Genomic DNA, 26,446 nt, shown 5'->3' with positions numbered 1-26,446 from the left:
CTAGCGCCGGGACAGCCAGTCACCGTCCTCGATCCGGGTGCCGGTGACGCGCAGGGCGGCGGCGACGCGGGGCGCGGCCAGATAGACCCAGGCCCGGACGCGGGCGCCGTCGGCGGTGCGGACGACGTGCCGGGCGACGCGTTCGTACAGGCTCCGCGGGTCGCCCGGGGTGTACTCCTCCAGCCGGTCCAGGGCGGCGAGCAGCTCGGCGTAGGACTCCGGCCGGGCGGTGACCAGTTCGCCCCGTATCCCGCCGCCCGGCCGCTCGACGGCGTAGGGGTAGCCGGGGCCGTCGTAGAGCGCCGCGCCGGGCAGCCGGGCCGGCTCCTCCGCCGCGGTGCGGCCCCGCAGGAAGAGGTCGTGGTTGACCGCGCCGGGGCGCAGGGTGCCGTAGACGAAGAAGGGCAGCGGGGTCCCGGGCCCCTCGGACTCCTCAGCGATCACGGAAACGATTCTGTACCCCCTTCGCCTCCTCACACATCTCCACGCGCGGCAAGGACAGCGGGAACGGCAAGGGCGTGCTGCGCCGGCTCGGGCTGCGCGGCAAGATCGCCCTGCTGCTCGCCGTCGGGTGCGCGCTCGTCGCCGTCGCCATCGGGCTGCTCGTGCACCGGGCGCGGCTGGAGCAGGTCGCCGACGGGGCACGGGCGCAGGCCGTGGCTCAGCTGCTCCGGGTCCGGCAGGTGTACGAACTCACCGGCCACGTCGACGAGGACGACGTCGAAGGCGCCCTCGACTCCACCGCCGTACCGGAGCCGCTGCGGCGCGCCGCGCTCGACGGGCGGCGCACCACCTACCTCGCCCTGTCCTCGGACCGCCCCGCCGTGTGGGCGGCGCGGCCGATCGGCGGTCATGTGCTGTCCGTGCGCGAGCCGCTGGACGAAGAGGCCCGGGAAATGGCCGGGTTCGACCGGCAGCTGATGCTCTCCGGCGCCGGTGTGGTGGCGCTCGGCGGTGCCCTGCCGGCCGGCCGGCTCAGCCGTGAGCTGCGGACGGCTGCGGCGACGGCGCGCCGGATCAGCCAGGGCGAGCCGGACGCCCGGATCGGCGGACCGGGACCGGCCGGCGGCCGGAACGAGGTGGCCGAACTCGGCGCCGCCGTCGACACGATGGCGGCGAGCCTGCAGCGCCGGCTGGAGGCCGAGCAGCGGTTCACCGCCGATGTCGCCCATGAGCTGCGCACCCCGCTGACCGGCCTGCGCACGGCGGCCGAACTGCTGCCTCCGGGCCGGCCGAGCGAGCTGGTCCGGGACCGGGTACAGGCGCTGCGGACGCTCACCGAGGACCTGCTGGAGATGGCCCGGCTGGACGCCGAGGTGGAGCGGCCGGACCTGGCGGTGCGTCCGCTGGGTCCGCTGGGTCCGCTGGGTCCGCTGGTCGCCGGGATCGTACGGCGGGCCGGGGAGGACGTGGGGCTCACCGGTGCCGCGGCGAAGACCCCGGTACGGACGGACGCGCGCCGGAGGAGCGGGTGCTCGCCGACCTGATCGGCAACGCCCGGCGGCACGGCGGCGGCCGGGTCGAGGTGTCCGTGTCCGGGTGCGCGGTGACCGTACGGGACCACGGGGGCGGCTTCCCGGAGCGGCTGTTGCGGGCGGGGCCGCGGCGGTTCCTGACCGGGGCGGCCGAGCGCGGTCAGGGCGCCGGGCCGGGGCTGACCATCGCCTTCGGGCAGGCGCAGGTGATCGGGGCGCGGGTGCGGCTGCGGAACGCGCCGGACGGCGGAGCCGAGGCGGAGGTGCTGTTGCCGGCGGCGGCCGGGGACTGACGTGTCCTCACCCGTTCAACGGTGGGCGTCGCTCCATTCGTGTGCTCTTCGCACGGTCATCTCGTCGACCCCTTCCGTGCGCCTGTGACCTGCCGGAACTCGGCGGCCGCCACGCCGTGCGGGACCGGTCGCGACACCCGTTCACCGTATTCCTGACGGGCCATCAGGGAGCGGGGCCGGGCGAAAGCCAGTTACCTCGGAAGGGCAGAGGACACACGAGTCGGACGAGCTCTGGGGAACACCATGCGACGCACCGCCCGTCTGCTGACCGGTACCGCGCTCGTCGTGGCGGCCGCGGCACCCGCCTACGCCGGCAGCAGCTCAAGCCTGGAGGTCTACCCCTCCAGCGTGGTGCCCGGTACCGAGGTCACGGTGAACACCGCCGCGTGCGGCGACAAGGGCTCGGCGATCGGGGACGCGGGCGCGGTCGGCGCCGGAACCTTCACGCTGGCGCCCAGCGCGCACGAGGGCGAGGCGGTCGGCCAGTTCCAGGTGCCGGAGAGCGCGCAGCCGGGGACGTACGAGATCGTCGCCAAGTGCGCCGAGGGCAAACGGCAGGTGACGGGCGACCTGGTGGTGGCGTTGAGCGCGGCGCATGGGCAGCCGCGGGGAAGTCTGAAGACGGGGGTCGGCGGCGCGCTCGGTCCCGACCCCGTGCAGACCGCGGTGGGTGTGGCGGCATTGGCCGTCGCCGCCGCGGGCGGTACCTGGCTCCTGCATCGCCGGGCGAGAGGCGACGGGATCTGACGGACACCCTCCGCTGTCCGTCCGCCGGTACCGCATATCCCGCCCCCTCCGGGTCCGATGCCCCTCGCGGCCCGGAGGGGGAGGGGGTCCCCGGGGGTCCGCCTCCGGGAGAACCGGGGGCTGCTTCCGGGAAATCCGGGGCCTGCCTCCGGAGACCCGGGGCCTGCCTCCGGGAAATCCGGGGCCTGCCTCCGGGAGAACCGGGGTCCGCCTCCGGAAACCCGGAGTCCGCCTCCGGGAGAACCGGGGTCGCCTCCGGGATATACGGAGGTCCGCCTCCGGGACGTTCGGGGGTTCGCCTCCGGGAGAGAGGTCGGTATGCGCAGGAGCGCGAGGCGAGGCCGCCGCGCCAGACTCGGCGACGCCGCGATAGCCGCGGTCACCGTCGTGGCCCTCGGCTGCGGGGTGTGGCTGCTCGGCGGCGGTGCCGGGGCGCACGCGCCGCCGCAGCCGGCCGCCGCCGAGGGCCGCCCCGACGCGGGCGTCGAGCGGCCCACGGCCCCCGCCCTCGCCCCCTCCCCGCCCACCCGGATCCGCATCCCCGCGATCCGGGTGGACGCCCCGCTGATGGGCCTGGCCCTCACCCGCTCCGGCAGCCTGGACGTGCCACCCGCCCGGAACAAGAACCTGGCCGGCTGGTACGAGTCCGGCACCATGCCCGGCGAGCCGGGCACCGCGATCGTCGCGGGGCATGTCGACAACGCCGAGGGGCCGGCCGTCTTCTACAACCTCGGCGCGCTCAGACGGGACGCCCGGATCGAGGTGGACCGCAAGGACGGCAGCGTCGCCGTGTTCACCGTGGACGCGGTGGAGGTGTACGCGGCGCACGACTTCCCCGACGAGAAGGTGTACGGCGCCGCCTCCCGCCCCGAGCTGCGCGTCATCACCTGCGGCGGCCCCTATTCGAAGGCCACCGGCTACCAGGGCAACGTGGTGGTGTTCGCCCATCTGACGGACAGCCGCTGAGGGCTCCGCCGGCAGGGCCGCAGGAAAGACCTCCGCTAAGCCACCCACTGCTCGTACGCCAGGTTCGCCACCAGCGCGAGGACGACCGTCAGCAGGACGACCCGGACGAAGCCGCTGCCCTGCTTGAGCGCGGTGCGGGCGCCGAGGGTGCCGCCCGCGAGGTTGAAGACGGCCAGCAGGGCCGCCAGTTTCCACAGGACCGTGCCCTGCCAGGCGAACATCGCGAGGGCGCCCGCGTTGGTGCAGCAGTTGACGATCTTCGCGGTGGCGGAGGCGGTGACCAGGTCGAGGCGGAGCAGCGCGGTCAGCGCGAGGACCAGGAACGTCCCGGTACCGGGGCCGATCAGGCCGTCGTAGCAGCCGATGCCCAGGCCGGCCAGGCCGATCGCGGCGAGCCGCTGCCGGCGGGTGGCCGGGCCGGGCGCCGGGGCGGTGCCGAAGGCCGGGCGCAGGATCACGAAGGCGGCGACCGCGAGCAGCACCATCATGATCACCGGCTTGAGGACGTCCGTGCTCATCCCGGCCGCGAAGAAGGCACCGGCCGAGGACCCGGCGAGCGCGGCGAGCCCGATGCGCACGGCCATGCCGACGTCCACCGGCGCCTTGCGGACGTAGGTCACGGCGGCGCCGCTGGTGCCGACGATCGCGACGGCCTTGTTGGTGCCGAGCGCCCACGCGGCCGGGGTCGTCGACGGCAGCCCGAGCAGCAGGGCCGGCAGAAGCAGCAGCCCGCCCCCGCCGACCACCGCGTCGATCCACCCTGCCGCGACGGAGGCCAGGCACAGCAGGGCTACGACGGTCATGGGTATGTCGGGCATGATCGCGACCCTAACCTCACAGCGCTCCCCTGCGCGCGCACGGACCCCTCACACCCTCCGCCCGCCCCCGCTGAGGGCAGCGTTCCTCACGGGAAACAGATGTGATGCGACCGGGTAACGTCCGCGCCGCACGCTCAAGGGCATGACCTCGAATACGCGTGTGGTGGTGATCGGCGCCGGCCTCGCGGGCGTACGGCTCGCCCGGCGGCTCGGCGAGCTGGGCACGCCCGCGCTGCTCGTCGGCGAGGAGGAGCACCCGCCGTACAACCGGGTGCTGCTCGCCGAGGTGCTGGCCGGCCGGTACGCGCCGGAGGTGATCACCCTCCCGGCGCCGGACGGCCTGCTCCGCGCCCGGGTCACCGGTATCGACCGGGCCGCCCGCACCCTCGCGTGCGAGGACGGCGGCTCGATCGCATACGACACGCTGGTCCTGGCCACCGGCTCCAACCCGGTGCTGCCGCCGCTGCGCGATCTGTTCACCCCTGACCACCAACTCCCCGAGGGCGTCCACGCGTTCCGCACCATGGACGACTGTCTGGGCCTCGCCAAGGCGGTGCGGCCCGGTGCGCGGGTGGTCGTCGTCGGAGGCGGACTGCTCGGTGTGTCGGCCGCCCGCGCGCTCGCGGCGCGCGGTGCGCAGGTGGTCCTCGCCCAGCAGGCCGAGCGGCTCATGGAGCGCCGGCTCGACCCGGACGCGTCCCGGCTGGTACTGCGGCACCTCACCGACCTGGGCGTCGAGGTGCACACCGAGTGCCGGGTGCGGGACGTGCGCTGTGTCGCGGGCGCGGTCCGCTCGGTGGAGCTGGCCGACGGGTACGCGCTCGACGCCGACCTCGTCGTCCTCGCCTGCGGGGTGCGCCCGCGCACCTCACTCGCCGAGCAGGCCGGTCTCGCCGTCCACCGCGGCATCCTCGTCGACGACGAGCTGCGCACCTCCGACCCGCACATCCACGCCGTCGGCGACTGCGTCCAGCACGACGGCACGGTCTACGGCCTGGCCGTACCCGCGCTCGAACAGGCCGACCTGCTCGCCGAGTCGCTCGCCGGAGACGCCGAGGCGCGCTACCGCGGCACCCGTTCCCTGACCCGGCTGACCCTCACCGGCCCGGGCTCCCCCTTCGACCTGGCCGCGTTCGGCGAGACCGAGGCGCTGCCCGGCGACGACGTCGTACGGCTCGCCGACGCCACCCGCGGCACCTACCGCAAGGTCGTCGTCCGCGAGGACCGCCTGGTCGGCGGGGTGCTCGTCGGCGACCTCGGCACCGTCGGGGCGCTCGCCCGCGCCTGGGAGGGAGCGGAGCCGCTCCCCGACGACGGGCCCCTGCTCCACCTGCTCACCCACGATGGAGGCTCCTGATGACCACCGACCCGGGGGCCACCCCCACGATCGTGCTCGTCGGCCACGGCATGGTCGGCCAGCGCTTCCTCGAAGCGCTCGCCGAGCGCGGCCTGACCGCCACGCACCGCGTGGTCGTGCTCTGCGAGGAGCCGCGTCCGGCGTACGACCGCGTCGCCCTCACCTCGTACTTCTCGGGCCGGACGCCTGAGGAACTCTCCCTGACGGACGGGAAGTTCATCGCCCTGCACAGCATCGAGCTGTACCTCGGCGACCCCGCCGAGACCGTCGACCGCGAGGCGAGGAAGGTCACGGCCAGGTCCGGCCAGGTCTTCGACTACGACGTCCTCGTGCTCGCCACCGGCTCGTACCCCTTCGTGCCCCCGGTCCCGGGCAAGGACGCGGTCGGCTGTTTCGTCTACCGGACCATCGAGGACCTCCTCGCGATCGAGGAGTACGCGAAGACGAAGGCGACGACCGGTGCCGTGGTCGGCGGCGGTCTGCTGGGCCTGGAGGCGGCCGGTGCGCTGAAGGGGCTCGGACTCACCTCCCACATCGTGGAGTTCGCGCCGCGGCTGATGCCGGTGCAGGTGGACGAGGGCGGTGGCGCGGCGCTGCTGCGCACCATCGAGGACATGGGCCTGACCGTCCACACGGGCGTCGGCACCCAGGAGATCGTCACGGACGACGCGGGTGCCGTCACCGGCATGAAGCTGTCCGACGGCTCCGAACTGGCCACGGACCTGGTGGTGTTCAGCGCCGGTGTACGGCCGAGGGACCAGCTGGCCCGCGACTGCGGTCTGGCGGTCGGCGAGCGCGGTGGCATCACCGTCGACGAGCAGTGCCGTACCGTCTCCGACCCGCACGTCTTCGCGATCGGCGAGTGCGCGCTGGCCGCCGACGGCCGGGTGTACGGCCTGGTGGCGCCCGGCTACGAGCAGGCCGAGACGGCCGCGGCCACCATCGCTGAGGACGAGACCGAGCAGTTGACATTCACCGGCGCCGACCTGTCCACCAAGCTGAAGCTGCTCGGCGTCGACGTCGCCTCCTTCGGCGACGCGCACGGCACCACCGAGGGCTGCCTGGACGTCGTCTACTCCGACTCCCGCGCCGGCCTGTACAAGAAGCTGGTCATCGGCCGCGACGGGACGCTGCTCGGCGGCATCCTGGTCGGCGACGCGGAGGCCTACGGCACCCTGCGCGCACTGACCGGTTCGGTACCCCCCCTCTCCCCCGAGTCGCTCGTCCTGCCCGCCGGAGCGGACTCGGGGGCCCAGCTCGGCCCGTCGGCCCTGCCCGACGAGGCGGTCATCTGCTCCTGCCACAACGTCAGCAAGGGCACGATCCGCGGCGCGGTCACGGAGCACTCCTGCACGACCGTGCCCGAGGTGAAGAAGTGCACCAAGGCCGGTACGGGCTGCGGCAGTTGCGTCAAGGTGCTCGGCCGGCTCGTCAACGCCGAGCTGGAGGCGAACGGCGTCGAGGTCGACAAGGGGCTGTGCGGCTGCTTCTCGCAGACCCGCGAGGAGCTGTACGAGATCGTCCTCGCGCTGCGCATCACCAGCCACCGGGACCTGCTCGACCGCTACGGCCGCGAGGACGCCCGGGGCGGCGACGGCTGCGAGACCTGCAAGCCGGCCGTCGGCTCGATCATCGCCTCCCTCGCCCCGACGATCGGCGCGAGCGGCTATGTCCTGGACGGCGAGCAGGCGGCCCTGCAGGACACCAACGACCACTTCCTCGCCAACCTGCAGAAGAACGGCTCGTACTCGGTCGTGCCGCGCATCCCGGGCGGCGAGATCACGCCCGAGAAGCTGATCGTGATCGGCGAGATCGCCCGGGACTTCGGCCTCTACACGAAGATCACCGGCGGTCAGCGGATCGACATGTTCGGCGCCCGGGTCGAGCAACTCCCGCTGATCTGGGCCCGTTTGGTGGACGCCGGCTTCGAGTCGGGGCACGCGTACGGCAAGGCGCTGCGCACGGTGAAGTCCTGCGTCGGCTCCACCTGGTGCCGCTACGGGGTGCAGGACTCGGTGCGGATGGCGATCGACCTGGAGCTGCGCTACCGGGGTCTGAGGTCCCCGCACAAGCTGAAGTCGGCGGTCTCCGGCTGCCAGCGCGAGTGCGCCGAGGCCCAGTCCAAGGACTTCGGCGTGATCGCCACCGCGGGCGGCTGGAACCTGTACGTCGGCGGCAACGGCGGCGCCACCCCGCGCCACGCGGACCTGCTGGCCCAGGACCTGTCGGACGCCGAACTGGTCCGCCTGATCGACCGCTTCCTGATGTTCTACATCCGCACGGCCGACCGTCTGGAGCGCACCAGCGTGTGGCTGGAGCGGATCCCCGGCGGCCTGGACCATCTGCGCGACGTGGTGGTGCACGACGCGCTCGGCATCTGCGACGAGCTGGAGCAGCTGATGCGGGCGCATGTCGCCCACTACCGCGACGAGTGGGCACAGACCGTCAACGACCCCGAGAAGCTGGCCCGGTTCGTGTCCTTCGTGAACGCTCCGGACACCCCGGACCCGGTCGTCGCCTTCGTCCCCGAGCGCGACCAGATCAAGCCCGACCTGCCGCTGCTGTCCATCGGCCTGCGGCCCGCCGACGACGCCCTGGAAGGAAGCGCCCAGCGATGACCCTGGCTCCCGAGACCACCGGTCTGAAGGTCCAACTCCGGCTGGCGGACGGCTGGTTCACGGCCTGCGAGCTGAGCGCGCTCACCCCGGGCCGCGGGGTGGCCGCCCTGCTGCCCGACGGCCGTCAGGTCGCCCTCTTCCGTGACCGCGCCGACCGCCTGTACGCCGTCGACAACCGCGACCCCTTCACCGGCGCGGCCGTCCTGTCCCGCGGTCTGACCGGCACCCACCAGGACCGCCCGTTCGTGGCCTCGCCCCTGCTGAAGCAGCGCTTCGACCTGATCAGCGGGGAGTGCCTGGACGACGGGGCGGTGCGGGTGGCGGCGTACGAGGTGCGCACGGCCTGACCCGGATCAGTCGATCCCCGACCGCTCCACCCCCGCCACGATCCACCGCTGGAAGCACAGGAACACCACCAGCAGCGGCAGGATCGACACGACGGCCGCGACGAACAGTTCGTGCAGCCGGATCACCTGGGACGTCGTGAACGACGACAGCGCCACCTGCACCGTCCAGGCGCTCCGGTCCTGCCCGATCACCAGCGGCCACAGGAAGGAGTTCCACGCGCCGAGGAACACGATCGTGCCGACGGCGGCGAACACCGGCCGCGCGTTCGGCACGACCACCAGCCAGTACGTGCGCCAGTAGCCCAGCCCGTCGACCTGGGCCGCATCCTCCAGCTCCCGGGGGAATCCCAGGAAGTACTGCCGGAAGACGAAGCAGGCGAACGCGGAGAACAGGGTCGGGATGATCAGCCCGCGCAGGGTCGAGATCCAGCCCAGCGTCGACACCAGCACGAAGCTCGGTACGAAGGTGACGGCGGCCGGGACGAGCAGGGTGCCGAGGATGCCGTAGAAGACCTTGTTCGCGTGCCGGTAGGGGATGTGGGCGAGGCCGTAGCCCGCCAGGGAGGCCAGGAGCAGGGTGCCCGCGGTCGTGGCGACGGCGATCAGCGCGGAGTTGAGCAGGGAGCGGGCGAAGGGGACGGACGGGTCGTCGAACAGCTCCCGGACGTTCCCCCACCTCAACGCGCCGGGAAAGAAGGTCCATTGGGGCGAGGTGATGTCCTGCTCGCTCGACAGGCCATTGCGGACCAGCAGATAGAAGGGGATCAGGAAGAGCAGGGCGAGCGCGATCAACAGCACCAGCCGGAGCGCGCGTCCGGCCCGCACCAGGGCGTCATCCATCGGTGTCCGTCCTTCCCAGCCGCAGCCACCGTGCCTGCCCCACCGTGACGAGCGCGATGACCAGCGCGAGGATCACGGCGCCCGCGCTGCCGAGCCCGAGGTTCTGCCCCTGCCCGAGGGCGGTGTAGTAGAGGTAGACGAGCGGCGGCCGGGCGTAGGGCGGATAGCCCCGCGCGTCGGAGAGCAGGTTGTAGAACTCGTCGAAGGCCTGGAAGGCGTTGATGACGAGCAGCAGCGCCACCGCGACCGAGGTGGCCCGCAGCTGGGGCAGCGTGATGTGCCGCAGCACCGTCCAGCCGGGCCGGGCCCCGTCCACGGCGGCCGCCTCGTACAGCACCGGGTCGATGCGCTGCAGCCCGGCGAGGAACAGGATCATGTAGAACCCGGCCTGCAGCCACAGCCGTACCGTGACGATGACCAGCCAGTACCAGGGCGGATCGGTGGTGGACAGCCAGGCGACGGGATCGCCGCCGAACCAGTCGAGGACGGTGTTGGCGAGCCCGAACCGCACCCCGTTGAAGAGCGACATCTTCCACACCAGGGCGGCGACGACATAACTGCACGCGGCCGGCAGGAAGAAGACCGACCGGAAGAACGCCCGAGCGCGTTCGAGACGGTTGACCATCAGGGCGAGGGAGAGTGAGAAGACGAAGGTGGCCGGCACGATGAAGGCGGTGAAGACGAGGAAGGTCTTCAGGCTGCCGAGGAACGCGTCGTCCTGCAGCATCGCCGTGTAGTTGTCCAGGCCGACGAAGTGCGTGGGCGTGACGGTGTTGTGCGCGTCGAAGAAGCTGAGGCCGACGCTCCACAGCAGCGGAACGTAGGTGAACAGGGCAAGCCCGAGCGCGAACGGCCCCACGAACACCCAGAACCAGAGGGTCCTGCGGCGCCTCACGACGTCTTCTTCGCGTTCTTCACACGGTCGAGCTCGCCGGCTACCTTCCGTACGACGGCACGCAGTTCGCTCTCCGGATTCGCCCCGCTCCTGATGATCCGGCTGAGCGCGTCCTGGTAGGCGGTCCGGGCGGCCGGCGTCCACAGCAGGGGCTCGGCGTAGCCGTGGTCGGTGGAGAAGCGGACGGCGTCGGCGGCGGGACCGTTCCGGAGTGCGGCGGCCTTCTTGGCGAGGGAGATCCGGGCCGGGATGTGGAAGCCGTAGGACAGCGCGAAGTCCTCCTGGTAGTCGGTCCGTTCGACCCACAGCCAGCGCACGTACTCCTTGGCGGCCGCTCTGTGCCTGCTGCGTGCGCTGACGGCGGCGGCGTAGGCCCCGACGGGAACGCTGGGCCTGCCCCGACCGCCGTCGGCGGGGAAGGGCAGCACCCCGAAGTCGTCGCCGAGTTCCTTCCGCACCTGTGGCAGCGCCCACAGTCCGGACCACTGCATCGCGGTCAGCCCCTGCAGGAGGGCGGACGGGTCGGACCAGTCGGTGGGCGCGCCGAGGAGGAGGGACTTGTCGGTGTACAGCTGGCGCAGCTTGCCGAGGGTGCGGGCGGCGGCGGGGTCGTCGAAGCCGACCTTGCCGTCCTCGGTGACGAGCTGCAGCCCGGCGGCGTACAGGGGCGTACCGCCGAGCACGCCGGCTCCCCCGTCATTGCCCAGGAAGAGCCCCTTGACCTTGCTGCTGGTGAGCTTCTTCGCGGCGTCCACGAGGGCGTCGAGCGTGGCCGGCGGCTCGACCCCGGCGTCCTTCAGCAGGCTCTTGCGGTAGTAGAGCAGCTGCATGTCGACGACCTGCGGGATGCCCCAGATCCGGCCGTCGTACGTCTTCGGCGTGAGCACCGCCGTGTTGAAGTCGCCCTTGACGTCCTTGAGGAGCTCGGTGAGGTCGACGACCTGACCGCCCTGGATCTGGTCGATCGTGGGTCCGTTGACCTCGAAGACGTCCGGTCCGGAGTCGGTGAGCAGGGCGGCCGCGGTCTGCTGGTCGTAGTTCCCGGGCCGCCACTGCACCGTGACGCTCGCCTTCTTGTACGCGGCGGCGTACCGCTCGACGGCCTGCTCGGTGCCGGTCTCGCCGTACTGGTGGTACCACTGCGCCAGTTTCGTGCCCGAACTCCCGCTTCCGCGCCCGGTGTTGGATCCGCAGGCGGCGAGCAGTCCGGCACCTGCCCCGGCTCCCACGGCCAGCAGTGTCCTGCGCCTCATGGTCATCGTCTGCGCCCCCTGGCGTCCGTCATCGATGCACGGCCCAACGATCAACCATGCGCATCGATTACGAAAGAGGGCCCCGTCGGGCGCGGCGCTCGGCGGTGCGGATCAGTCGCCGGGGCCGGTCCGCTTCTCCAGGCGTGAGCCGCTGCGCCGGGTGATCGACATCAGATCGCTCGGCGCGTCCAGTGCGAGGCGGTGCCAGCGCCCGCGGGGCACGATCAGGGCGGTACCCGGCCCCAGCCGTACGACCTCCTCGATGCCGATCTCCTCGGTGCCGCTCTCCTCGACGGGACGGAAATACAGACGCACGCCGCCGGTCAGGCAGCACACGGCCTCCTCGCCCTCGGGATGCATCTCCCAGTGGTCGGCGTGCACATCGGCGTCGGTCTCCGCATGGAAGGCCGCGACCTGCCAGGAGCCGGGGTCGCCGTCCGTCATCCGCCGGGCACCGGCCAGGACGCCGCCGTCGGACCGGAAGTCCAGCATCGAGGAGAAGAGATCCACGGTCGTGAGGGTCATGACGATGCTCCTTCTCTGCGCGTGTCCGTGTGGACCACCGCGGCTACGGGAATCGGGGCCGAGGATCCGGTGCCGCTCCGGCGCCGGGGCAGCACACAGACGGCCACGACCGCCGCGAGCAGCAGGAGCGCGGCCGTGACGGCCAGACCGAGGGCGTATCCGGCGCCCAGCGCACCGGGGTCGGTGGCCGTACCGGTGCGCTGGGCGGCGACCGTGGCCAGGGTGGCCACGCCGAGGCAACCGCCCAGCTGACGTGCGCTGTTGAACAGGCCGGAGGCCATGCCGGCCTCGCCGGCCCGGACGCCGGTCGTCGCCGCAGCGGCCGCCGGCGCGAACACCAGCCCGATGCCCGCGCTGGTCAGCAGGGAGGGCCCGAGCACGTCGGTGAGAAAGCCGCCGTGCGGGCTGATCATGGCGAACCAGGCCAGGCCCATGGCGGCGAGCAGCGCGCCGGGCATGAGGGAGGCGCGGGGCGAGCGGGTCGCGGTGATGCGGGTGGCGACGGCGGTGGCGGCCACCGAACCCACGCTGAACGGCAGGAACGCGGCGCCGGTCGCGGCGGCGCCGAGGCCCAGGACCTGCTGGAGGTAGAGGGAGATGAAATAGAACGCGGTGAACTGCCCGGCCGCGGCGAGAAACACCAGCAGGTTGGCGCCGGCGACCCAGCGGCTGCGCAGCAGCCCGAGCCGCAGCAGCGGGGCGGGCGCCCGGGATTCGACGAGTCCGAACGCGACGAGCAGGACGGCGGCGACGCCGAGCGTGCTCAACGTCCGGGCGGACGCCCACCCTTGGACATCGGTCCGTACGACGCCGAACACGAGCAGCCCGGTCCCGCCGGTCGCCAGCAGGGCTCCGAGCACATCGGGCCGCTCCCGCCGGACGGGCCTCGGCTCGGCGGGTACGGCCGCGTGGGCCAGCGCGAGCGCCGTGGCCACGATGGGCAGATTGATCAGCATCACCCAGCGCCAGCCCGCGTACTGGGTGAGCACCCCGCCCACCAGCACGCCCAGCGCGCCGCCGACGGCGTTCATCCCGCTCCACACACCGAGGGCGCGGACGCGCCGGGGGCCGTCGGTGAAGGTGGTGGTCAGCAGCGCCAGCGCGGCCGGCGCGGTGGCGGCCGCACCGACGCCCTGTCCGGCACGGGCGGCGACCAACTGCCAGGGTTCCCGGGCCAGTCCGCCGGCGAGCGAGCAGACACCGAACACGACCAGCCCCGTGACGAAGAGCCGACGTCGGCCGTACAGATCGCAGGCCCGGCCGCCGAGCAGCAGAAACCCGCCGAAGGTGAGCGCGTACACATGCACGACCCAGGACAGGCCGAGCGGATCGAATCCGAGAGCGGTGCGGACCTCCGGCAGCGCGACATTGACCACGGCCATGTCCAGCGCGACGACGAACTGCGCCACGGCAGCGGCCGCGAGCACGGCCGGGGGGTTTCCCCGTAAGTTTCTATACATGTAAGAAAACTAGCGCGCACCGGTCGCCGCTGTCGACACCCGGGGATCCCGGAAGGGGATGGGGAGGGGGTGGGGAGGGGATGGCGAGGGAACTGAGGAGGGGATGGCGAGAGGACCGCGAGGGGATCGCGAAGGGATCACGAGGGGAGGGCGAGGGCATGATGGGAGCCATGCCGCAATCGCCCGCACCCCGTAAGACCACCGGCCGGCCCGCCCGCATCTCCCGTGCGGAGATCATCCGGACGGCGCTCCGGATCGTGACGGACGAGGGCGTGGACCGGCTGACGATGCGCCGGCTGGCCGCCGAGGTCGGCAGCACACCCATGGCGCTCTACCATCACGTCCGCGACAAGGAGGAACTGCTGCTCCTCCTGCTGGACGACTACGCCGCACAGAACCTGCGCAGGCCGTCGACTCCCCCCGCCGACCCGCGCGCACGCGTCATCGCTGCGGCGACCGCGATCCACGAGGTGCTGGCCGACTGCCCCTGGGTGGTGGAGGTACTGACGGCGGACGACCTGATGGCGAAGTCCGCGCTGTGGTTCGTGGAGCAGATCGTGGACGGGCTGACGGCCTGCGGGCTCTCCCTGGAGGCCGCCGTGCACGGATACCGCGCGATCTGGTACTACACCGCCGGCGAGGTCGTGATCCGTGCGACAGCGGCCCGCCGCCGCACGACCGACGACCGCCCGACCTTCCGCGACCGGGTCTTCGCCGACCTCGACCCACACGAACTCCCGCGCCTGGCGGAGGTGGCGGACCGCTGGGCACCACTGACCGCACAGGACACATACACGGACGGCCTGACGGCCCTGCTGAACGGCCTGTTGCCCACACCTCGGTGAGGTAGGGGCGGCACCCGGACCGGGTACCGCCCCGGTGGCCGGCAAGGCGGTCAGAGGCTGCGGGCGGTGATGTTGCCGTAGGCGGTGGTCGCATGGATGTTCAGGTCGGGGGTGCCGGTGTTCTTGAGGGTGTTGCGGATGCGGCCGTAGGCGGTGCCGGCGTCAAGGGAGGCGGAGGTGGTGGGGGCGGCGCCGACGGTGATGTCGCCGTGCTGGGTGTTCAGCGTGAGCGTGCCGCGCACGGCCTCGGTGATCCGGAGGTCGCCCTTTTGGGTGCTGAGCTCGCCGGGGCCGGTGAGGCGGCCGACCGAGACGTCGCCGGCCTGGAGGGTGAGGCGAGCGCTCGCGGCCTCGTCGAGCTTGATGGTGCCGTGTGCGCTGTCGAGGGTGACGTCGCCGAGGCGTCCGACGCCGCGGAGTTCGGCGCTGGCCGCCTTCGCCTCGACGTGGGAGCCGGCGGGCAGCTGGACGGTGACGTCGACGGATCCGGAGTGTCCGAGCATCGGGTGCGTCGGAGTCGGGGTCTCGATCCGCAGGACGCCGTCGGCGTAGGAGACCTGGATCCGCTCCGCCGCCTTCACGTCGCGGCTCTTGGCGGCGTCCGCGGGCAGGATCTCGACGGTGGTGTCGCCCCGGTCGGCGGCGATGAACTGGACGCGTCCCGCGGGGATGTCGAGGACGGTGGAGATGGGGGCGGGGGTGTCGAACTTCTGCGTGATGCCCTGGTTCTTCTGCATCGTGCGCTCCTTTGACTCGCTTCTTTCCGATGACAGAAACGCTACGTTGCATTCCAGAAACCGGCAACAAGTTCGTTGCGTACGAGCGACATATGCGCAGGTCAATGCCAGAAAATCATTGCAACGGCGGTGAATCTAACGCAACACCCCTCACTTCATTCGTTGCAATGAATGGGAAATGAACGCTACACTGGGAGACATCACGGACCACAAAGGAGAGTGCGATGCCCGGAGGCAGACTCACCCAGCAGGAACGCCAGCAGATCGCGCTGGGACTGGCCGACGGGCTCGCCTACGCGGAGATCGCCCGGCGCCTCGACCGCCCCACCTCGACCGTCACACGCGAGGTCATGCGCAACGGCGGCCCCACCACGTACCGCGCCGACCTGGCCCACCGCGCCACCGAACGCCGCGCCCACCGCCGCAGGCAGACCTCACCCCGGGACTCGAAGACGCCCCCGCAGCCCGACGGACGCGACGCCGAGGCGGTGCGCGAGTACGGGGAGACGTTCACCACCGTCTTCATGCAACAGGGCCTGCCCAAGATGACGTCCCGGGTGCTGGCCTGCCTCTACACCACCGACGCGGGCAGCCTCACCGCCTCCGAACTCGCCCAGCGCCTCCAGGTCAGCCCGGCGTCCATCTCCAAAGCGGTCACGTTCCTCGAAAGCCTGGACCTCATCCGCAGGGAACGCGACGAACGCCGCCGCGACCGCTACGTCGTCGACAACGAGCTCTGGTACCAGGGAATGATCGCCGCCGCCCGAGCCCAGACCCAACTCGCCGAGACCGCACGGCAGGGCGTCAGCGTCCTCGGCCCCGACACCCCCGCCGCCGTCCGCCTCGAGAACATCGCCCGCTTCGTCGACTTCGTCGCCGAAAGCATGGCCCGCGCCGCCGAACAGGCCCGCGACGTCCTCTACACACAACCCGAGACCCCCACGGCCGACACCGCCGAGCCGGGCTCGGATCACGGATAGACAGCCCCGAGGCAACGGGGACGACTGGAGACGCGACGGCTGGTTCGCCCCCTGGGGCAGCGCGAGCCGGGGGCCCGCAAGGCTTGTTGCCCACGCACAACCGAGGAGGGGCGGTACCCGCGACCAGGAGGAGGAGAGCTGTGACCAGATCGGTCCGCTCCCGGACCCGATGAGGCCTGTCGCCGCTGCGGCTCCGCCGGTGAGGCTTGGGGGTATGACCCGAGCACTGATCGTCATCGACGTCCAGGAATCCTTCCGTGCCCGCCCGCTGTGGGAGACCATCTCCAACCCGAAGATCGCCGACCAGGTGGACCGGCTGGTCCGGCTCGCCCGCGAGGCTGGAGACCTCGTGGTGTGGGTGTTGCATTCCGAGCCCGGCAGCGGCGATGTCTTCGACCCCGCCCTCGGCCATGTCCGGCTGATGGAGGAGTTGCAGCGCCGGGACGGGGAACCACTGATCCACAAGACGTCGCACAACGCCTTCACCACCACCAACCTGCAGCAGCTCCTCACGGAGCGCGGCATCCGCGAGCTCACCGTCTGCGGCATCCGAACCGAGCAGTGCGTCGAGACCACCACCCGCGTCGCAAGCGACCTCGGCTACCTGGTCACCTTCGTCATCGACGCCACGGCGACCAACCCCATCCCGCACCGTGACGCTCCCGCCGACCGGAGCGTCGCCGAACTGCTGTCGGACCCCCGCACCCTGAGCGCCGAGGAGATCATCAGGCGCACCGAATACGCCCTTGCCGGACGCTTCGCCACCATCACCACCGTCGGGCAACTGGAGGCCGCGGCCGGGCCTCGGGCATGATGACCGGATCGTGAGCCACATCGCCTTCCTGCTGGTGCCCGGAGTCCATCTGCTGGATCTGGGAGGCCCCGCGCAGGTCTTTTCCACGGCCGCCGACTTCGGGCACCCCTACACACTCAGCTACATCGCCGAGCAGCCGCTGGTCTCCACCGCTCAGGGCCTGTCACTGGTGGCCCGGCTCGACTGGCCCGAGCTCGGCCCCGAGGACCTGATCGTGGTGCCCGGCTGGCGAGCGCTCACCCTGGCCGGCAGTCCTGCCATCGGCGCGGCGTTGCTGCAGTCTCTCCGGGACCACCACGCCAGGGGCGGGACCGTTGCGAGCGTCTGCGCCGGAGCCGAGGCGCTCGGCCGCGCCGGCCTGCTCGACGGCCGCCGCTGCACCACCCACCACGATGTGCAGGACGAGCTCGCACGCCGCTACCCCAGGGCGACGGTCATTCGCGATGTCCTGTATACGGCCGACGACCGGGTGGTCACCTCGGCCGGCATCGCCAGTGGCATCGACCTGGCCCTGCACCTGATCGCCACCCGGCACGGCCCCGCCGTCGCCGCCCAGGTGGCCCGGGACATGGTCGTCTACGCGCGGCGGAACGGCCATGAACCGCAGGCCAGCGCCATGCTCCGGTACCGGTCCCACCTCGACGACACCGTGCACCACGCCCAGGACCTGCTCGACGCCCGCTTCGACCAGCCGTTGCCCCTGCCCGCCCTGGCCGCGGCAGTGGGGGTGAGCGAACGCACCCTCACCCGCCTCTTCACTCGCGCCACCGGCGGCCTCACCCCGCTGCGCTATCAGCAAACCCTGCGTCTCGAACGCGCCGAGCACCTCATCAGCCACGGTGCCACGGTCGATGCCGCCGCCCGCGCGGTCGGCTTCGCGGACACCCGTATGCTGCGCCGCCTGCGAGCACGCGAGCACTGAACGCCGGTGGACGCATCCGGATCGTGTGCTGACCAGCACGGACAAACCTGCGAAGCGAGAGAGGCGGCACCCCCGCACAGGGTGCCGCCTCTCTCTTCGTGGTCCGGAGCCGTCGCCCATCGGTTGAGGGTCGGGGACGGGCGGCGGCTCCGGCGTCAGGGGAGGGTCAGCGGTGGTCGCTGCCCGCCGAGTTCGTCGCCGCGCGGCCGGCTTCCAGGCGGGCGACCGGGATGCGGAACGGGGAGCAGGAGACGTAGTCCAGACCCACCTCGTGGAAGAAGTGGACCGACTCCGGGTCGCCGCCGTGTTCGCCGCAGACGCCGAGCTTGAGGTCGGGGCGGGTGCGGCGGCCCGCTTCCGCCGCCAGCTTCACCAGGGAGCCCACGCCGTCCCTGTCGATCGTCTCGAAGGGGGAGACGCCGAAGATGCCCTTCTCCAGGTATGCCGTGAAGAAGGAAGCCTCTACGTCGTCCCGGCTGAAGCCCCACACCGTCTGCGTCAGGTCGTTCGTGCCGAAGGAGAAGAACTCCGCCGCCTCCGCGATCTGGCCCGCCGTCAGCGCCGCTCGCGGCAGCTCGATCATCGTGCCGATCGCCAGCTTGAGCTGCGTACCGGTCGTGGCCTCGACCTCCGCAATGACCTTGTCGGCCTCCTCGCGGACGATCTCCAGCTCCTGGACCGTACCGACCAGCGGGATCATGATCTCCGCCCGCGGGTCGCCCTTCGAGGACTTGCGTTCCGCCGCAGCCTCGGCGATCGCGCGGACCTGCATCGTGAACAGGCCCGGGATGACCAGGCCGAGGCGTACGCCGCGCAGGCCCAGCATCGGGTTCTGCTCGTGCAGGCGGTGCACCGCCTGGAGCAGGCGGAGGTCGTTCTCGTGCGGCTCCTGGCGGGACTCGGCCAGGGCCACGCGGACCGACAGCTCCGTGATGTCCGGCAGGAACTCGTGCAGCGGGGGGTCCAGGAGGCGGATCGTGACCGGGAGGCCGTCCATTGCCTCGAAGAGTTCTACGAAGTCCTTCTTCTGGAGCGGGAGCAGCGCCTTCAGGGACTTCTCGCGCTCCTCCTCCGTGTCCGCCAGGATCAGGCGCTCGACCAGCTCGCGGCGGTCGCCGAGGAACATGTGCTCCGTGCGGCACAGGCCGATGCCCTGGGCGCCGAAGCGGCGGGCGCGCAGCGCGTCTTCCGCGTTGTCGGCGTTGGCGCGCACGCGCAGGCGGCGCTTGCGGTCGGCGAAGGCCATCATGCGGTGGACCGCCTCGACCAGTTCGTCGGCGTCGTCGGCGCCCGGGTGCATCCGGCCCTCGAAGTACTCCACCACCGGGGACGGGACGACCGGGACCTCGCCGAGGTAGACCTTGCCCGACGAGCCGTCGATGGAGATCAGGTCGCCCTCTTCCACGACGTGTCCGCCGGGGACCGTCATCCGGCGGCGCTTGGTGTCGACCTCCAGCTCCTCCGCACCGCAGACACAGGTCTTGCCCATGCCGCGGGCGACCACGGCCGCGTGGGACGTCTTGCCGCCGCGCGACGTGAGGATGCCCTCCGCCGCGATCATGCCGTCCAGGTCGTCGGGGTTGGTCTCACGGCGGACCAGGATGACCTTCTCGCCCGAGCGGGACCACTTCACGGCCGTGTACGAGTCGAAGACCGCCTTGCCCACCGCGGCGCCGGGAGACGCGGCGATGCCACGGCCCACCTGCCCGACCTTCGCGTGCTCGTCGAAGCGCGGGAACATCAGCTGGGCCAGCTGGGCGCCGGTCACCCGCTGGAGGGCTTCCGTCTCGTCGATCAGGCCCTGGTCCACCAGCTGCGTGGCGATGCGGAAGGCCGCGCCCGCCGTGCGCTTGCCGACGCGGGTCTGAAGCATCCACAGCTGACCGCGCTCGATCGTGAACTCGATGTCGCAGAGGTCCTTGTAGTGGTTCTCCAGCGTCTCCATGATCTGCATGAGCTGGTCGTACGACTTCTTGTCGATCGACTCCAGCTCCGCGAGCGGGACGGTGTTGCGGATGCCCGCCACCACGTCCTCGCCCTGGGCGTTCTGCAGGTAGTCGCCGTAGACGCCCTGGTGGCCCGAGGCGGGGTCGCGGGTGAACGCCACGCCCGTGCCGGAGTCCGGGCCCAGGTTGCCGAAGACCATCGAGCAGATGTTGACGGCCGTACCGAGGTCGCCGGGGATGCGCTCCTGGCGGCGGTAGAGCTTCGCCCGGTCGCCGTTCCACGAGTCGAAGACCGCCTTGATGGCGAGGTCCATCTGCTCGCGCGGGTCCTGCGGGAAGTCCCGGCCGGCCTCCTTCTTGACGATCTTCTTGAAGGCGGTGACCAGCTTCTTCAGCTCGGCGGCCTCCAGGTCGGTGTCGACCGTGACCTTCTTGGCCTCCTTGGCCGCCTCGAGGGCCTCCTCGAAGAGGTCGCCGTCGACGCCGAGGACGGTCTTGCCGAACATCTGGATGAGGCGGCGGTAGGAGTCCCAGGCGAAGCGGTCGTCGCCGGCCTGCTTGGCCAGGCCCTGCACCGACTTGTCGGAGAGGCCGATGTTCAGGACCGTGTCCATCATGCCGGGCATGGAGAACTTGGCGCCCGAGCGGACCGACACGAGCAGCGGGTTGTCGGCCTGGCCGAGCTTCTTGCCCATGCGGGATTCGAGGGCGTCGAGGTGCGCACTCACCTCGTCACGCAGTGCCGCGGGCTCCTCGCCGCTCTCCAGGTAGACCTTGCAGGCCTCCGTGGTGATGGTGAAGCCGGGAGGGACCGGCAGACCGAGGTTGGTCATCTCGGCGAGGTTGGCGCCCTTGCCGCCGAGGAGGTCCTTGAGGTCCTTGTTTCCCTCGGTGAAGTCGTAAACGAACTTCACTCCGTGGGGTTCTTTGTTTTCCGACACGGGTCTCGACTCCTTGAGGCCACGGTGGCTGCCCTGACGGCGAGGAACATACCCAGATCGAAGGCACATGGGTACGTCTACTTGTGCGTCATGCGCCTGTAACCAGTAGTCCGCCAGCGGATCGAAAGTCAAAGCTTGGCAAGCCAGCAGGGCCGGATGTTTTCACTTCTTGAACGCAAGCATCCCCAAACGCGAGGCATTCCGCTCAAATGAGCGGTCATCCTGCACGTCTGATTTCGATCGATGAACGATCAAGGGGTGGCACCCAGTGCCACCCCTTGGAGAAGTGCAGTCGCCCAAGATCCGCTCATCTGAGCGCAACCCTTATCAAGGGTGGCGAGAATCACGCTGCCACAGCCCGCCGGATTTCACCATGCGGACCGCTTCCGATCCCGGAAACACCCACGTCACACGCCCGGCAGCAGCGGCGTCACACGCCCAGCGCCCGCAGCCGCTCCTCGACCCGCTCCGGCGCGTAGAGGTGTTCCACGACCAGCGCCCCCGCTCCGATGAGCGCGGCCCGCTCCCCCAGCCGCGAGGTGACGACGTCCAGGTGGGCCGTGGAGCGCGGCAGCGCCCGCTGGTAGAGCAGCTCGCGCAATCCGGTGAGGAAGGGCGTGCCGGCGAGATCGCCCGCGATCATCAGCACGCCGGGGTTGAGCAGGGTCACGACCGTCGCCAGCACCACACCGACCTGGCGCCCGGCCTCACGGGCCAGTGCCGTCGCCTCGGGATGACCGGCGGCCAGCAGGTCCCGTACGTCCGCGCCGGAGGCGGCCGGCACCCCGCTCTCCGCCAGCCGGCGGGCCACGGCGCCGCCGCTCGCGACGGCGGCGAGACAGCCGTGCGAGCCACAGCGGCACAGCGCGTCCGCGCCGACGCGGATGTGCCCGATGTCGCCCGCGCCGCCGTCGATCCCCCGGTAGATCGCGCCGTCCACGACCACCCCGGCGCCTATGCCCGTGGACACCTTGACCAGCACGAAGGCCGCGCAGTCGGGGTGTCCGGCGCGCTGTTCGCCGTAGGCCATGAAGTTGGCGTCGTTGTCCACCAGGACCGGGACCGCCGCCGCGCCGGTGTGCTCGGTGAAGGCGCGGGAGAGGCGGCCCCTTATGTCGTAGCCGTCCCAGCCGGGCATCATCGGGGGCTGCACCACCCGGCCGGTCCCGGTGTCCACCGGGCCGGGCACGGCGAGGCCGATGCCGCAGACGTCCGCCGCCGGTCGCCCGGTCTTCTCCAGCAGCCGGTCGAACCAGTGGCCGAGTTCGCCGAGCACGGCCTCCGGGCCGTCCTCGACGACCAGGGTTCCCGAGTGCTCGGCGAGGATCTCGCCGGTCAGGCCGAGGACGGCCGCGCGGGCGTGCCGGGTGTCCAGGTCGGCGGCGAGGACGACGGCGTGGCCGTCGTCGAACTCCAGGGTGATGGAGGGGCGGCCGCCGAGCGGCGAGCCGACCGGGCCGCCCGCGCCCTCGCGCAGCCAGCCGGCCCGGAACAGCCGGTCCAGGCGCTGCCCGACGGTCGCCCGGGACAGCCCGGTGACCTGCTGGAGCGCACCGCGTGTCACGGCCCGGCCGCTGCGTACCAGTGCGAGCAGCTCTCCGGCGCCGGCCTGGCCGGCCCGTCTGCCGGGCCTGTCCTGACGGTCGGTCATACGGTCGGGCATGCGCACCCCCTTGTGTTTCCCAACCATGCATTACATATTGAGTTTTGCGTGTTAAATAGACGTAACTCTACGGTCGTAACAACAGAACCGGTCGGCTCGGCCGGGCGTCTTCGTCTCCGCCTTCGTCTTCGGGGAGCCCCGAGTGGATCGCAGCACGCAGCTCACTGCCCGTCCCACGGAGTACGAGGTCGCGTACGGTCCCCCGGCCGCCGCGGCGTCCTTACCCGCCAGAGCGGCCAAGGTGCTCGACGCGAACTGGACGGGCAGCTCGACGGTCCCCTCCCGGAACCTGTATCCGCACCAGTGGTCCTGGGACTCGGCGTTCATCGCGATCGGCCTGCGGCACGTCTCTCCGCGGCGGGCCCAGACGGAGCTGGAGACGCTGCTGGCCGCCCAGTGGGCCGACGGACGCGTCCCGCACATCGTCTTCAACCCCTCCGTGCCGCTCGACGCGTACTTCCCGAGCCCCGACTTCTGGCGTTCCACCACCGCCGGGCGCCCGGCGGGCGCCCCGCGCACCGTACAGACCTCGGGCATCGTGCAGCCACCGGTGCACGCGCTGGCGGCCTGGCTGGTGCACTGCGCCGACCCCGGCCTGTCCCGGGCGCGCGGCTTTCTGGCCCGGGTCTATCCGCGGCTGGCCGCCTGGCACCGCTATCTGCTGCACCACCGGGACCTGGGCGGCGCAGGGCTGGTGTCGGTCGTCCACCCCTGGGAGCAGGGCATGGACAACAGCCCCTGCTGGGACGCCCCGCTGGCCCGGATCACCCCGGCCCCGGCCCGCTCCTTCCGCCGCGCCGACCTCGCCCACGGCGCCCCCGAGGACCGGCCGACGGATCTCGACTACGGGCGGTACGTGCGGCTGGCCGCCGACTACCGGGACGCCGGGTACAGGGATGGGGCGGGCGGGAGCGACAGGGGCGGGGCGGGCGGGAGAAGTAGGGCTGGGGCGGGCGGGAGCGACAGCGCCGGGGACGGGGAGTTCGCCGTCGAGGATCCCGCCTTCAACGCCCTGCTCATCGCCTCCGAACACGCGCTGGCCCGGATCGCCACGGAGCTGGGCGCACCCGGCACCGCCCGCCACATCCGCGCCGAACGCCTGACGGCGGCTCTGGTGACACGGCTGTGGGACCCGACGGCCGGGATGTTCCTGTGCCGGGACCTGCGGGGCGGCGGGGCGATCAGCGAGCGGGGGGCGTCCGGGCTGATCCGGGAGCGTGGGGTTTCCGGGCTGGTGCCGCTCGTTCTTCCCGGGCTGCCGCAGGAGGTCGTCGCCGCGCTGGTCCGCACGCTGTGCGGCCCGCACTTCGGGCTGGGTGGGCAAACCCGGCTCGTGCCCAGCTACGACCTGCTCGGGAAGGCCTTCGACCCGCACCGGTACTGGCGTGGGCCGGCCTGGTTCAACACGAACTGGCTGCTGGAGCGGGGCCTGCGGGTGCACGGCCGGCGGGAGCGGGCCGACGCGCTGCGCGCGGCCGTGCTGCACCTCGCCGACACCACGGATTTCGCGGAGTACGTCGACCCGTACACCGGCGAGGCCTGCGGCGCGACCGGCTTCGGCTGGACCGCCGCGCTCGCCCTCGACCTGCACCACCAACTGCACCGGGACCCGCGCCAGGTGCACCGGGACAGGCACCCGGACCCGCGCCGAGAGCTGCACAAAGACCTTCCCAAGCGCCCCGGCGAGGGCGTGTCCAAGGCAGCCACCGGCACGTTCGACAGCAGTGACGAAGGAGGAGACCGGGGATGACCGACCGGCATCATCTGCTCGTGCACGGAGCGACGTTCGCCGCCGTGGGCGACCGGGGCGACATCAGCGGCGTCCGGGGCAGTGGTGCCCCGGACGGATTGTTCGTACGGGACGCCCGGCATCTCAGCCGCTGGCAGCTCACCGTGGACGGCGCCGTGCCCGAGGCGCTCACCCCGGTCACCGACGGCGACGCGGCCCGCTGTGTGCTGGTCCCGCGCGGCGGCCGGCAGGAGCCCGCGGCGCACACGCTGTTCCGCCGGCAGGCGGTCGGCGACAGCTCGTTCGTGGAGTCGCTGCGGGTGACCAGCAACCGCCCGGAGCCGACCACGGTCCGGCTCGCCATCACCGCCGATGCCGACTTCACCGACCAGTTCGAACTCCGCTCCGACCACCGCACCTACGCCAAGCCCGGTGCCGTACGCTCCCGTGAAGTCCTCGACGACGGCATCGAGTTCACCTACCGGCGCGCCGAATGGCACTCGTGTACGACCATCACCGCCGACCCCGCTCCCGACGCCGTGGAGGAGACCGGCACCGGCGCCCGGCGCCTGGTGTGGACCCTCGGTCTGGATCCGCACGGCACGACCGAGCTGCTGCTCCGGGTGATCGCCCGCCCGCACGGCGAGAAGCGCGCCCTGCGCGTGCCCCGCGACCCCGCGTCCCAGGACGAACAACTCCTCGCCCTGGAAGGGGAGTTCATGGAGGGCGTGGCCTTCCCGAGCGGCTGGCCGGAGCTGGCGGCGGCCTGCGCACGCGGCCTCGCCGACCTCGCCGCGCTCCAGGTGCCGGCCACCGGACCGGACGGCGAGGAACTGCGCGTGCCGGCCGGCGGAGCCCCCTGGTTCCTCACCCTTCTCGCCCGCGACGCCCTGCTCACCTCGCTGTTCGCGCTGCCGTACCGCCCGGAGCTGGCCGCCGCGACGCTCCCCGCGCTCGCCGCGACCCAGGCGACCGGCACCGCACTGTCTCCGGTCGCCCAGCCCGGCAAGATCGTGCACGAGGTACGCCACGGCGAGCTGGCGCACTTCGGGCAGGTGCCGTTCGGGCGGTACTACGGCTCGGTCGACGCGACCCCGCTGTTCCTGATCCTGCTCGGCGCGTATACCGAACAGACCGGGGACCAGGTCCCGGCCCGGCGCCTGGAACCGCACGCGCGTGCCGCCGTCGGCTGGATGCTGGACCACGGCGGCCTGACCTCGCGCGGCTACCTCGTCTACCGCGCCGACGAGGGCGGCCTCGCCAACCAGAACTGGAAGGACTCCCCCGGCGCGATCTGCTGCGCCGACGGCACCCGGCCCACCGGCGCGGTCATGGCGGCGGGCGCGCAGGGCTACGCGTACGACGCGCTGCGCCGCACGGCCTGGCTGGCGCGCACGGCCTGGGGCGACGCGACGTACGCGGCGCTGCTGGAGCAGGGGGCGGCCGATCTGCGGGACCGGTTCCAGCGGGACTTCTGGATGCCGGAGCGCTCCTTCCCGGCGCTCGCGCTGGACGGCGAGGGCCGCCAGATCGACGCGCTGGCCTCCGACGCCGGGCATCTGCTGTGGTCCGGGCTGCTGGACAAGGAGTACGGCGAGGTGGTGGGCCGTCGGCTGCTGGAGCCGGACTTCTTCTCCGGCTGGGGCGTACGGACGCTGGCCGCGGGGCAGGCGGCGTACCACCCGATGTCGTATCACCGGGGTTCCGTGTGGCCGCACGACAACGCGCTGATCACGTTGGGGCTTGCGCGGTACGGACTGCACGACGAGGCCCGTACGGTGGCGCGTGCGCTGATCGACGCGGCGACGGTGGCGGGGCATCGGCTGCCGGAGGTTTTGGCGGGGTACGGGAGGGACACGCATCCGGAGCCGGTTCCCTATCCGCATGCGTGTGTGCGGGAATCGCGGTCGGCCGCGGTTCCGCTCGCGCTGCTCACGGCGGTGGGGGGTGGGTAGCGCAGTTCCGCGCGCCCCTGGGTGGGTGCGGTGAGCGTTTGCCAGGTGTTTGCCCTGTGCTGTGAACAGGGGTTGTGGGGTGGCCGTACGGAGTGACGTCACGGGTGTCGTACGGAAGGACCTCGGGTGTCTCAGGACACGAGCACGCGCCAGCTGGAGACCGGAGCACCGGACGACGACGCCCCCGTCGCAACGCCCGCGCCCACTCCCCGCCCCTCCTGGCGGCTGTGGGCCGCCCGGCTCCGGCGTCCCTGGGTCGCCTGGCGGACGCGTACGCGGCGCTGGCGGGAGGGGCATCCCGAGGTCGTCCGGGTGCTGTC

23 protein-coding genes are annotated in these 26,446 nt (G+C 71.9%); 13 read left to right on the top strand and 10 right to left on the bottom strand.

The window, feature by feature from the left end; all coding sequences use genetic code 11:
- A complete protein-coding gene (locus AB5L52_RS30070) occupies positions 1 to 444 on the bottom strand; it encodes a gamma-glutamylcyclotransferase family protein (RefSeq protein ID WP_351569476.1) in 444 nt (147 codons plus the stop codon).
- 74 nt (positions 445 to 518) lie between these two features.
- On the opposite strand from AB5L52_RS30070, the gene AB5L52_RS30065 reads away from it, so the two are divergent.
- From AB5L52_RS30065 to AB5L52_RS30050, 4 genes are all read left to right on the top strand, one after another.
- Positions 519 to 1,487: a histidine kinase dimerization/phospho-acceptor domain-containing protein gene (locus AB5L52_RS30065; RefSeq protein WP_369367198.1), complete on the top strand. Its 969-nt coding sequence runs from the start codon at positions 519 to 521 to the stop codon at positions 1,485 to 1,487.
- Positions 1,472 to 1,768 carry an ATP-binding protein gene (locus AB5L52_RS30060; protein ID WP_369367197.1) on the top strand — a complete coding sequence of 99 codons (297 nt, stop codon included), beginning with the start codon at positions 1,472 to 1,474 and terminating at the stop codon, positions 1,766 to 1,768. The genes AB5L52_RS30065 and AB5L52_RS30060 overlap by 16 nt, the downstream gene beginning before the upstream one ends.
- A 243-nt stretch (positions 1,769 to 2,011) precedes the next feature.
- Entirely contained in the window at positions 2,012 to 2,515 is a 504-nt protein-coding gene (locus tag AB5L52_RS30055) for a hypothetical protein (RefSeq protein WP_351020536.1), read from the top strand.
- A 318-nt stretch (positions 2,516 to 2,833) separates the two neighbouring features.
- Positions 2,834 to 3,481 carry a class F sortase gene (locus tag AB5L52_RS30050; RefSeq protein ID WP_369367196.1) on the top strand — a complete coding sequence of 216 codons (648 nt, stop codon included), beginning with the start codon at positions 2,834 to 2,836 and terminating at the stop codon, positions 3,479 to 3,481.
- Positions 3,482 to 3,516: 35 nt separating this feature from the next.
- Here the strand turns inward: AB5L52_RS30050 and AB5L52_RS30045 are convergent, their stop codons facing one another.
- Positions 3,517 to 4,299: a sulfite exporter TauE/SafE family protein gene (locus AB5L52_RS30045; protein WP_369367195.1), complete on the bottom strand. Its 783-nt coding sequence runs from the start codon at positions 4,297 to 4,299 to the stop codon at positions 3,517 to 3,519.
- 142 nt (positions 4,300 to 4,441) lie between these two features.
- Here AB5L52_RS30045 and AB5L52_RS30040 point away from each other — a divergent pair, with 142 nt between their 5' ends.
- Genes AB5L52_RS30040 through nirD form a run of 3 tightly spaced genes read left to right on the top strand, consistent with a single transcriptional unit; the run spans position 4,442 to position 8,621 of the window.
- A complete protein-coding gene (locus tag AB5L52_RS30040) occupies positions 4,442 to 5,656 on the top strand; it encodes an NAD(P)/FAD-dependent oxidoreductase (RefSeq protein WP_369367194.1) in 1,215 nt (404 codons plus the stop codon).
- Positions 5,656 to 8,274 carry a nitrite reductase large subunit NirB gene (gene nirB, locus AB5L52_RS30035; RefSeq protein ID WP_369367193.1) on the top strand — a complete coding sequence of 873 codons (2,619 nt, stop codon included), beginning with the start codon at positions 5,656 to 5,658 and terminating at the stop codon, positions 8,272 to 8,274. The genes AB5L52_RS30040 and nirB overlap by 1 nt, the downstream gene beginning before the upstream one ends.
- Complete coding sequence (gene nirD, locus AB5L52_RS30030; protein ID WP_351020526.1) at positions 8,271 to 8,621, top strand: nitrite reductase small subunit NirD; 351 nt, start codon at positions 8,271 to 8,273, stop codon at positions 8,619 to 8,621. The genes nirB and nirD overlap by 4 nt, the downstream gene beginning before the upstream one ends.
- Before the next feature lie 6 nt (positions 8,622 to 8,627).
- Here the strand turns inward: nirD and AB5L52_RS30025 are convergent, their stop codons facing one another.
- The 5 genes from AB5L52_RS30025 to AB5L52_RS30005 form a co-directional block, all read right to left on the bottom strand.
- Positions 8,628 to 9,461: a carbohydrate ABC transporter permease gene (locus AB5L52_RS30025; protein WP_369367192.1), complete on the bottom strand. Its 834-nt coding sequence runs from the start codon at positions 9,459 to 9,461 to the stop codon at positions 8,628 to 8,630.
- Positions 9,454 to 10,356, bottom strand: coding sequence for a sugar ABC transporter permease (locus AB5L52_RS30020; RefSeq protein ID WP_351020522.1), 903 nt, complete (start codon positions 10,354 to 10,356; stop codon positions 9,454 to 9,456). The genes AB5L52_RS30025 and AB5L52_RS30020 overlap by 8 nt, the downstream gene beginning before the upstream one ends.
- On the bottom strand, positions 10,353 to 11,615 hold the full coding sequence (locus AB5L52_RS30015) for a sugar ABC transporter substrate-binding protein (RefSeq protein ID WP_351020520.1): 1,263 nt from the start codon (positions 11,613 to 11,615) through the stop codon (positions 10,353 to 10,355). The genes AB5L52_RS30020 and AB5L52_RS30015 overlap by 4 nt, the downstream gene beginning before the upstream one ends.
- Positions 11,616 to 11,720: 105 nt before the next feature.
- On the bottom strand, positions 11,721 to 12,134 hold the full coding sequence (locus tag AB5L52_RS30010) for a cupin (protein ID WP_351020518.1): 414 nt from the start codon (positions 12,132 to 12,134) through the stop codon (positions 11,721 to 11,723).
- Complete coding sequence (locus AB5L52_RS30005) at positions 12,131 to 13,594, bottom strand: MFS transporter (protein WP_369367191.1); 1,464 nt, start codon at positions 13,592 to 13,594, stop codon at positions 12,131 to 12,133. The genes AB5L52_RS30010 and AB5L52_RS30005 overlap by 4 nt, the downstream gene beginning before the upstream one ends.
- A gap of 170 nt (positions 13,595 to 13,764) precedes the next feature.
- Between AB5L52_RS30005 and AB5L52_RS30000 the strand changes: the two genes are divergently transcribed.
- A complete protein-coding gene (locus AB5L52_RS30000; protein ID WP_351569508.1) occupies positions 13,765 to 14,439 on the top strand; it encodes a TetR/AcrR family transcriptional regulator in 675 nt (224 codons plus the stop codon).
- A gap of 50 nt (positions 14,440 to 14,489) precedes the next feature.
- Here the strand turns inward: AB5L52_RS30000 and AB5L52_RS29995 are convergent, their stop codons facing one another.
- The gene (locus AB5L52_RS29995; RefSeq protein WP_369367190.1) at positions 14,490 to 15,176 is read right to left on the bottom strand and encodes a DUF4097 family beta strand repeat-containing protein; all 687 of its coding nucleotides are present in this window, start codon (positions 15,174 to 15,176) and stop codon (positions 14,490 to 14,492) included.
- 224 nt (positions 15,177 to 15,400) lie between these two features.
- Between AB5L52_RS29995 and AB5L52_RS29990 the strand changes: the two genes are divergently transcribed.
- The 3 genes from AB5L52_RS29990 (at position 15,401) to AB5L52_RS29980 (ending at position 17,892) form a co-directional block, all read left to right on the top strand.
- Positions 15,401 to 16,156, top strand: a complete 756-nt coding sequence (locus tag AB5L52_RS29990) for a helix-turn-helix domain-containing protein (protein ID WP_351020511.1) — start codon at positions 15,401 to 15,403, stop codon at positions 16,154 to 16,156.
- Positions 16,157 to 16,370: 214 nt separating this feature from the next.
- Positions 16,371 to 16,970, top strand: a complete 600-nt coding sequence (locus AB5L52_RS29985) for an isochorismatase family protein (protein WP_369367189.1) — start codon at positions 16,371 to 16,373, stop codon at positions 16,968 to 16,970.
- Between the two features lie 10 nt (positions 16,971 to 16,980).
- Entirely contained in the window at positions 16,981 to 17,892 is a 912-nt protein-coding gene (locus AB5L52_RS29980) for an AraC family transcriptional regulator (RefSeq protein ID WP_351569520.1), read from the top strand.
- A gap of 166 nt (positions 17,893 to 18,058) precedes the next feature.
- Here the strand turns inward: AB5L52_RS29980 and ppdK are convergent, their stop codons facing one another.
- Positions 18,059 to 20,779 (bottom strand): pyruvate, phosphate dikinase, encoded by a 2,721-nt coding sequence (gene ppdK / locus AB5L52_RS29975; RefSeq protein ID WP_369367188.1) that lies wholly within the window; start codon positions 20,777 to 20,779, stop codon positions 18,059 to 18,061.
- A 430-nt stretch (positions 20,780 to 21,209) separates the two neighbouring features.
- Complete coding sequence (locus AB5L52_RS29970; protein ID WP_351569526.1) at positions 21,210 to 22,442, bottom strand: ROK family protein; 1,233 nt, start codon at positions 22,440 to 22,442, stop codon at positions 21,210 to 21,212.
- A gap of 142 nt (positions 22,443 to 22,584) precedes the next feature.
- Between AB5L52_RS29970 and AB5L52_RS29965 the strand changes: the two genes are divergently transcribed.
- Entirely contained in the window at positions 22,585 to 24,192 is a 1,608-nt protein-coding gene (locus AB5L52_RS29965) for a hypothetical protein (protein ID WP_369367187.1), read from the top strand.
- A complete protein-coding gene (locus AB5L52_RS29960; protein ID WP_369367186.1) occupies positions 24,189 to 26,126 on the top strand; it encodes a glycogen debranching N-terminal domain-containing protein in 1,938 nt (645 codons plus the stop codon). Before AB5L52_RS29965 ends, AB5L52_RS29960 begins: the two co-directional genes overlap by 4 nt.
- Positions 26,127 to 26,446: the final 320 nt, after the last annotated feature.

This window comes from Streptomyces sp. CG4, from assembly GCF_041080655.1.
Lineage (GTDB): Bacteria > Actinomycetota > Actinomycetes > Streptomycetales > Streptomycetaceae > Streptomyces.
The sequence above is the reverse complement of the archived record's forward strand: the minus strand, read 5'-3'. Positions and strand labels throughout refer to the sequence as shown.

What these genes read in the sequence shown, in the direction of transcription:
- AB5L52_RS30015 (WP_351020520.1), bottom strand. Translation starts at nt 11,615, where the DNA reads ATGACCATGAGGCGCAGGACACTGCTGGCCGTGGGAGCCGGGGCAGGT.
- AB5L52_RS30045 (WP_369367195.1), bottom strand. Translation starts at nt 4,299, where the DNA reads ATGCCCGACATACCCATGACCGTCGTAGCCCTGCTGTGCCTGGCCTCC.
- AB5L52_RS30005 (WP_369367191.1), bottom strand. Translation starts at nt 13,594, where the DNA reads ATGTATAGAAACTTACGGGGAAACCCCCCGGCCGTGCTCGCGGCCGCT.
- AB5L52_RS30010 (WP_351020518.1), bottom strand. Translation starts at nt 12,134, where the DNA reads ATGACCCTCACGACCGTGGATCTCTTCTCCTCGATGCTGGACTTCCGG.
- AB5L52_RS30040 (WP_369367194.1), top strand. Translation starts at nt 4,442, where the DNA reads ATGACCTCGAATACGCGTGTGGTGGTGATCGGCGCCGGCCTCGCGGGC.
- AB5L52_RS30050 (WP_369367196.1), top strand. Translation starts at nt 2,834, where the DNA reads ATGCGCAGGAGCGCGAGGCGAGGCCGCCGCGCCAGACTCGGCGACGCC.
- AB5L52_RS29995 (WP_369367190.1), bottom strand. Translation starts at nt 15,176, where the DNA reads ATGCAGAAGAACCAGGGCATCACGCAGAAGTTCGACACCCCCGCCCCC.
- AB5L52_RS30000 (WP_351569508.1), top strand. Translation starts at nt 13,765, where the DNA reads ATGCCGCAATCGCCCGCACCCCGTAAGACCACCGGCCGGCCCGCCCGC.
- nirB (WP_369367193.1), top strand. Translation starts at nt 5,656, where the DNA reads ATGACCACCGACCCGGGGGCCACCCCCACGATCGTGCTCGTCGGCCAC.
- AB5L52_RS29985 (WP_369367189.1), top strand. Translation starts at nt 16,371, where the DNA reads ATGACCCGAGCACTGATCGTCATCGACGTCCAGGAATCCTTCCGTGCC.
- AB5L52_RS30025 (WP_369367192.1), bottom strand. Translation starts at nt 9,461, where the DNA reads ATGGATGACGCCCTGGTGCGGGCCGGACGCGCGCTCCGGCTGGTGCTG.
- nirD (WP_351020526.1), top strand. Translation starts at nt 8,271, where the DNA reads ATGACCCTGGCTCCCGAGACCACCGGTCTGAAGGTCCAACTCCGGCTG.
- AB5L52_RS30055 (WP_351020536.1), top strand. Translation starts at nt 2,012, where the DNA reads ATGCGACGCACCGCCCGTCTGCTGACCGGTACCGCGCTCGTCGTGGCG.
- AB5L52_RS29990 (WP_351020511.1), top strand. Translation starts at nt 15,401, where the DNA reads ATGCCCGGAGGCAGACTCACCCAGCAGGAACGCCAGCAGATCGCGCTG.
- AB5L52_RS29960 (WP_369367186.1), top strand. Translation starts at nt 24,189, where the DNA reads ATGACCGACCGGCATCATCTGCTCGTGCACGGAGCGACGTTCGCCGCC.
- AB5L52_RS29970 (WP_351569526.1), bottom strand. Translation starts at nt 22,442, where the DNA reads ATGCCCGACCGTATGACCGACCGTCAGGACAGGCCCGGCAGACGGGCC.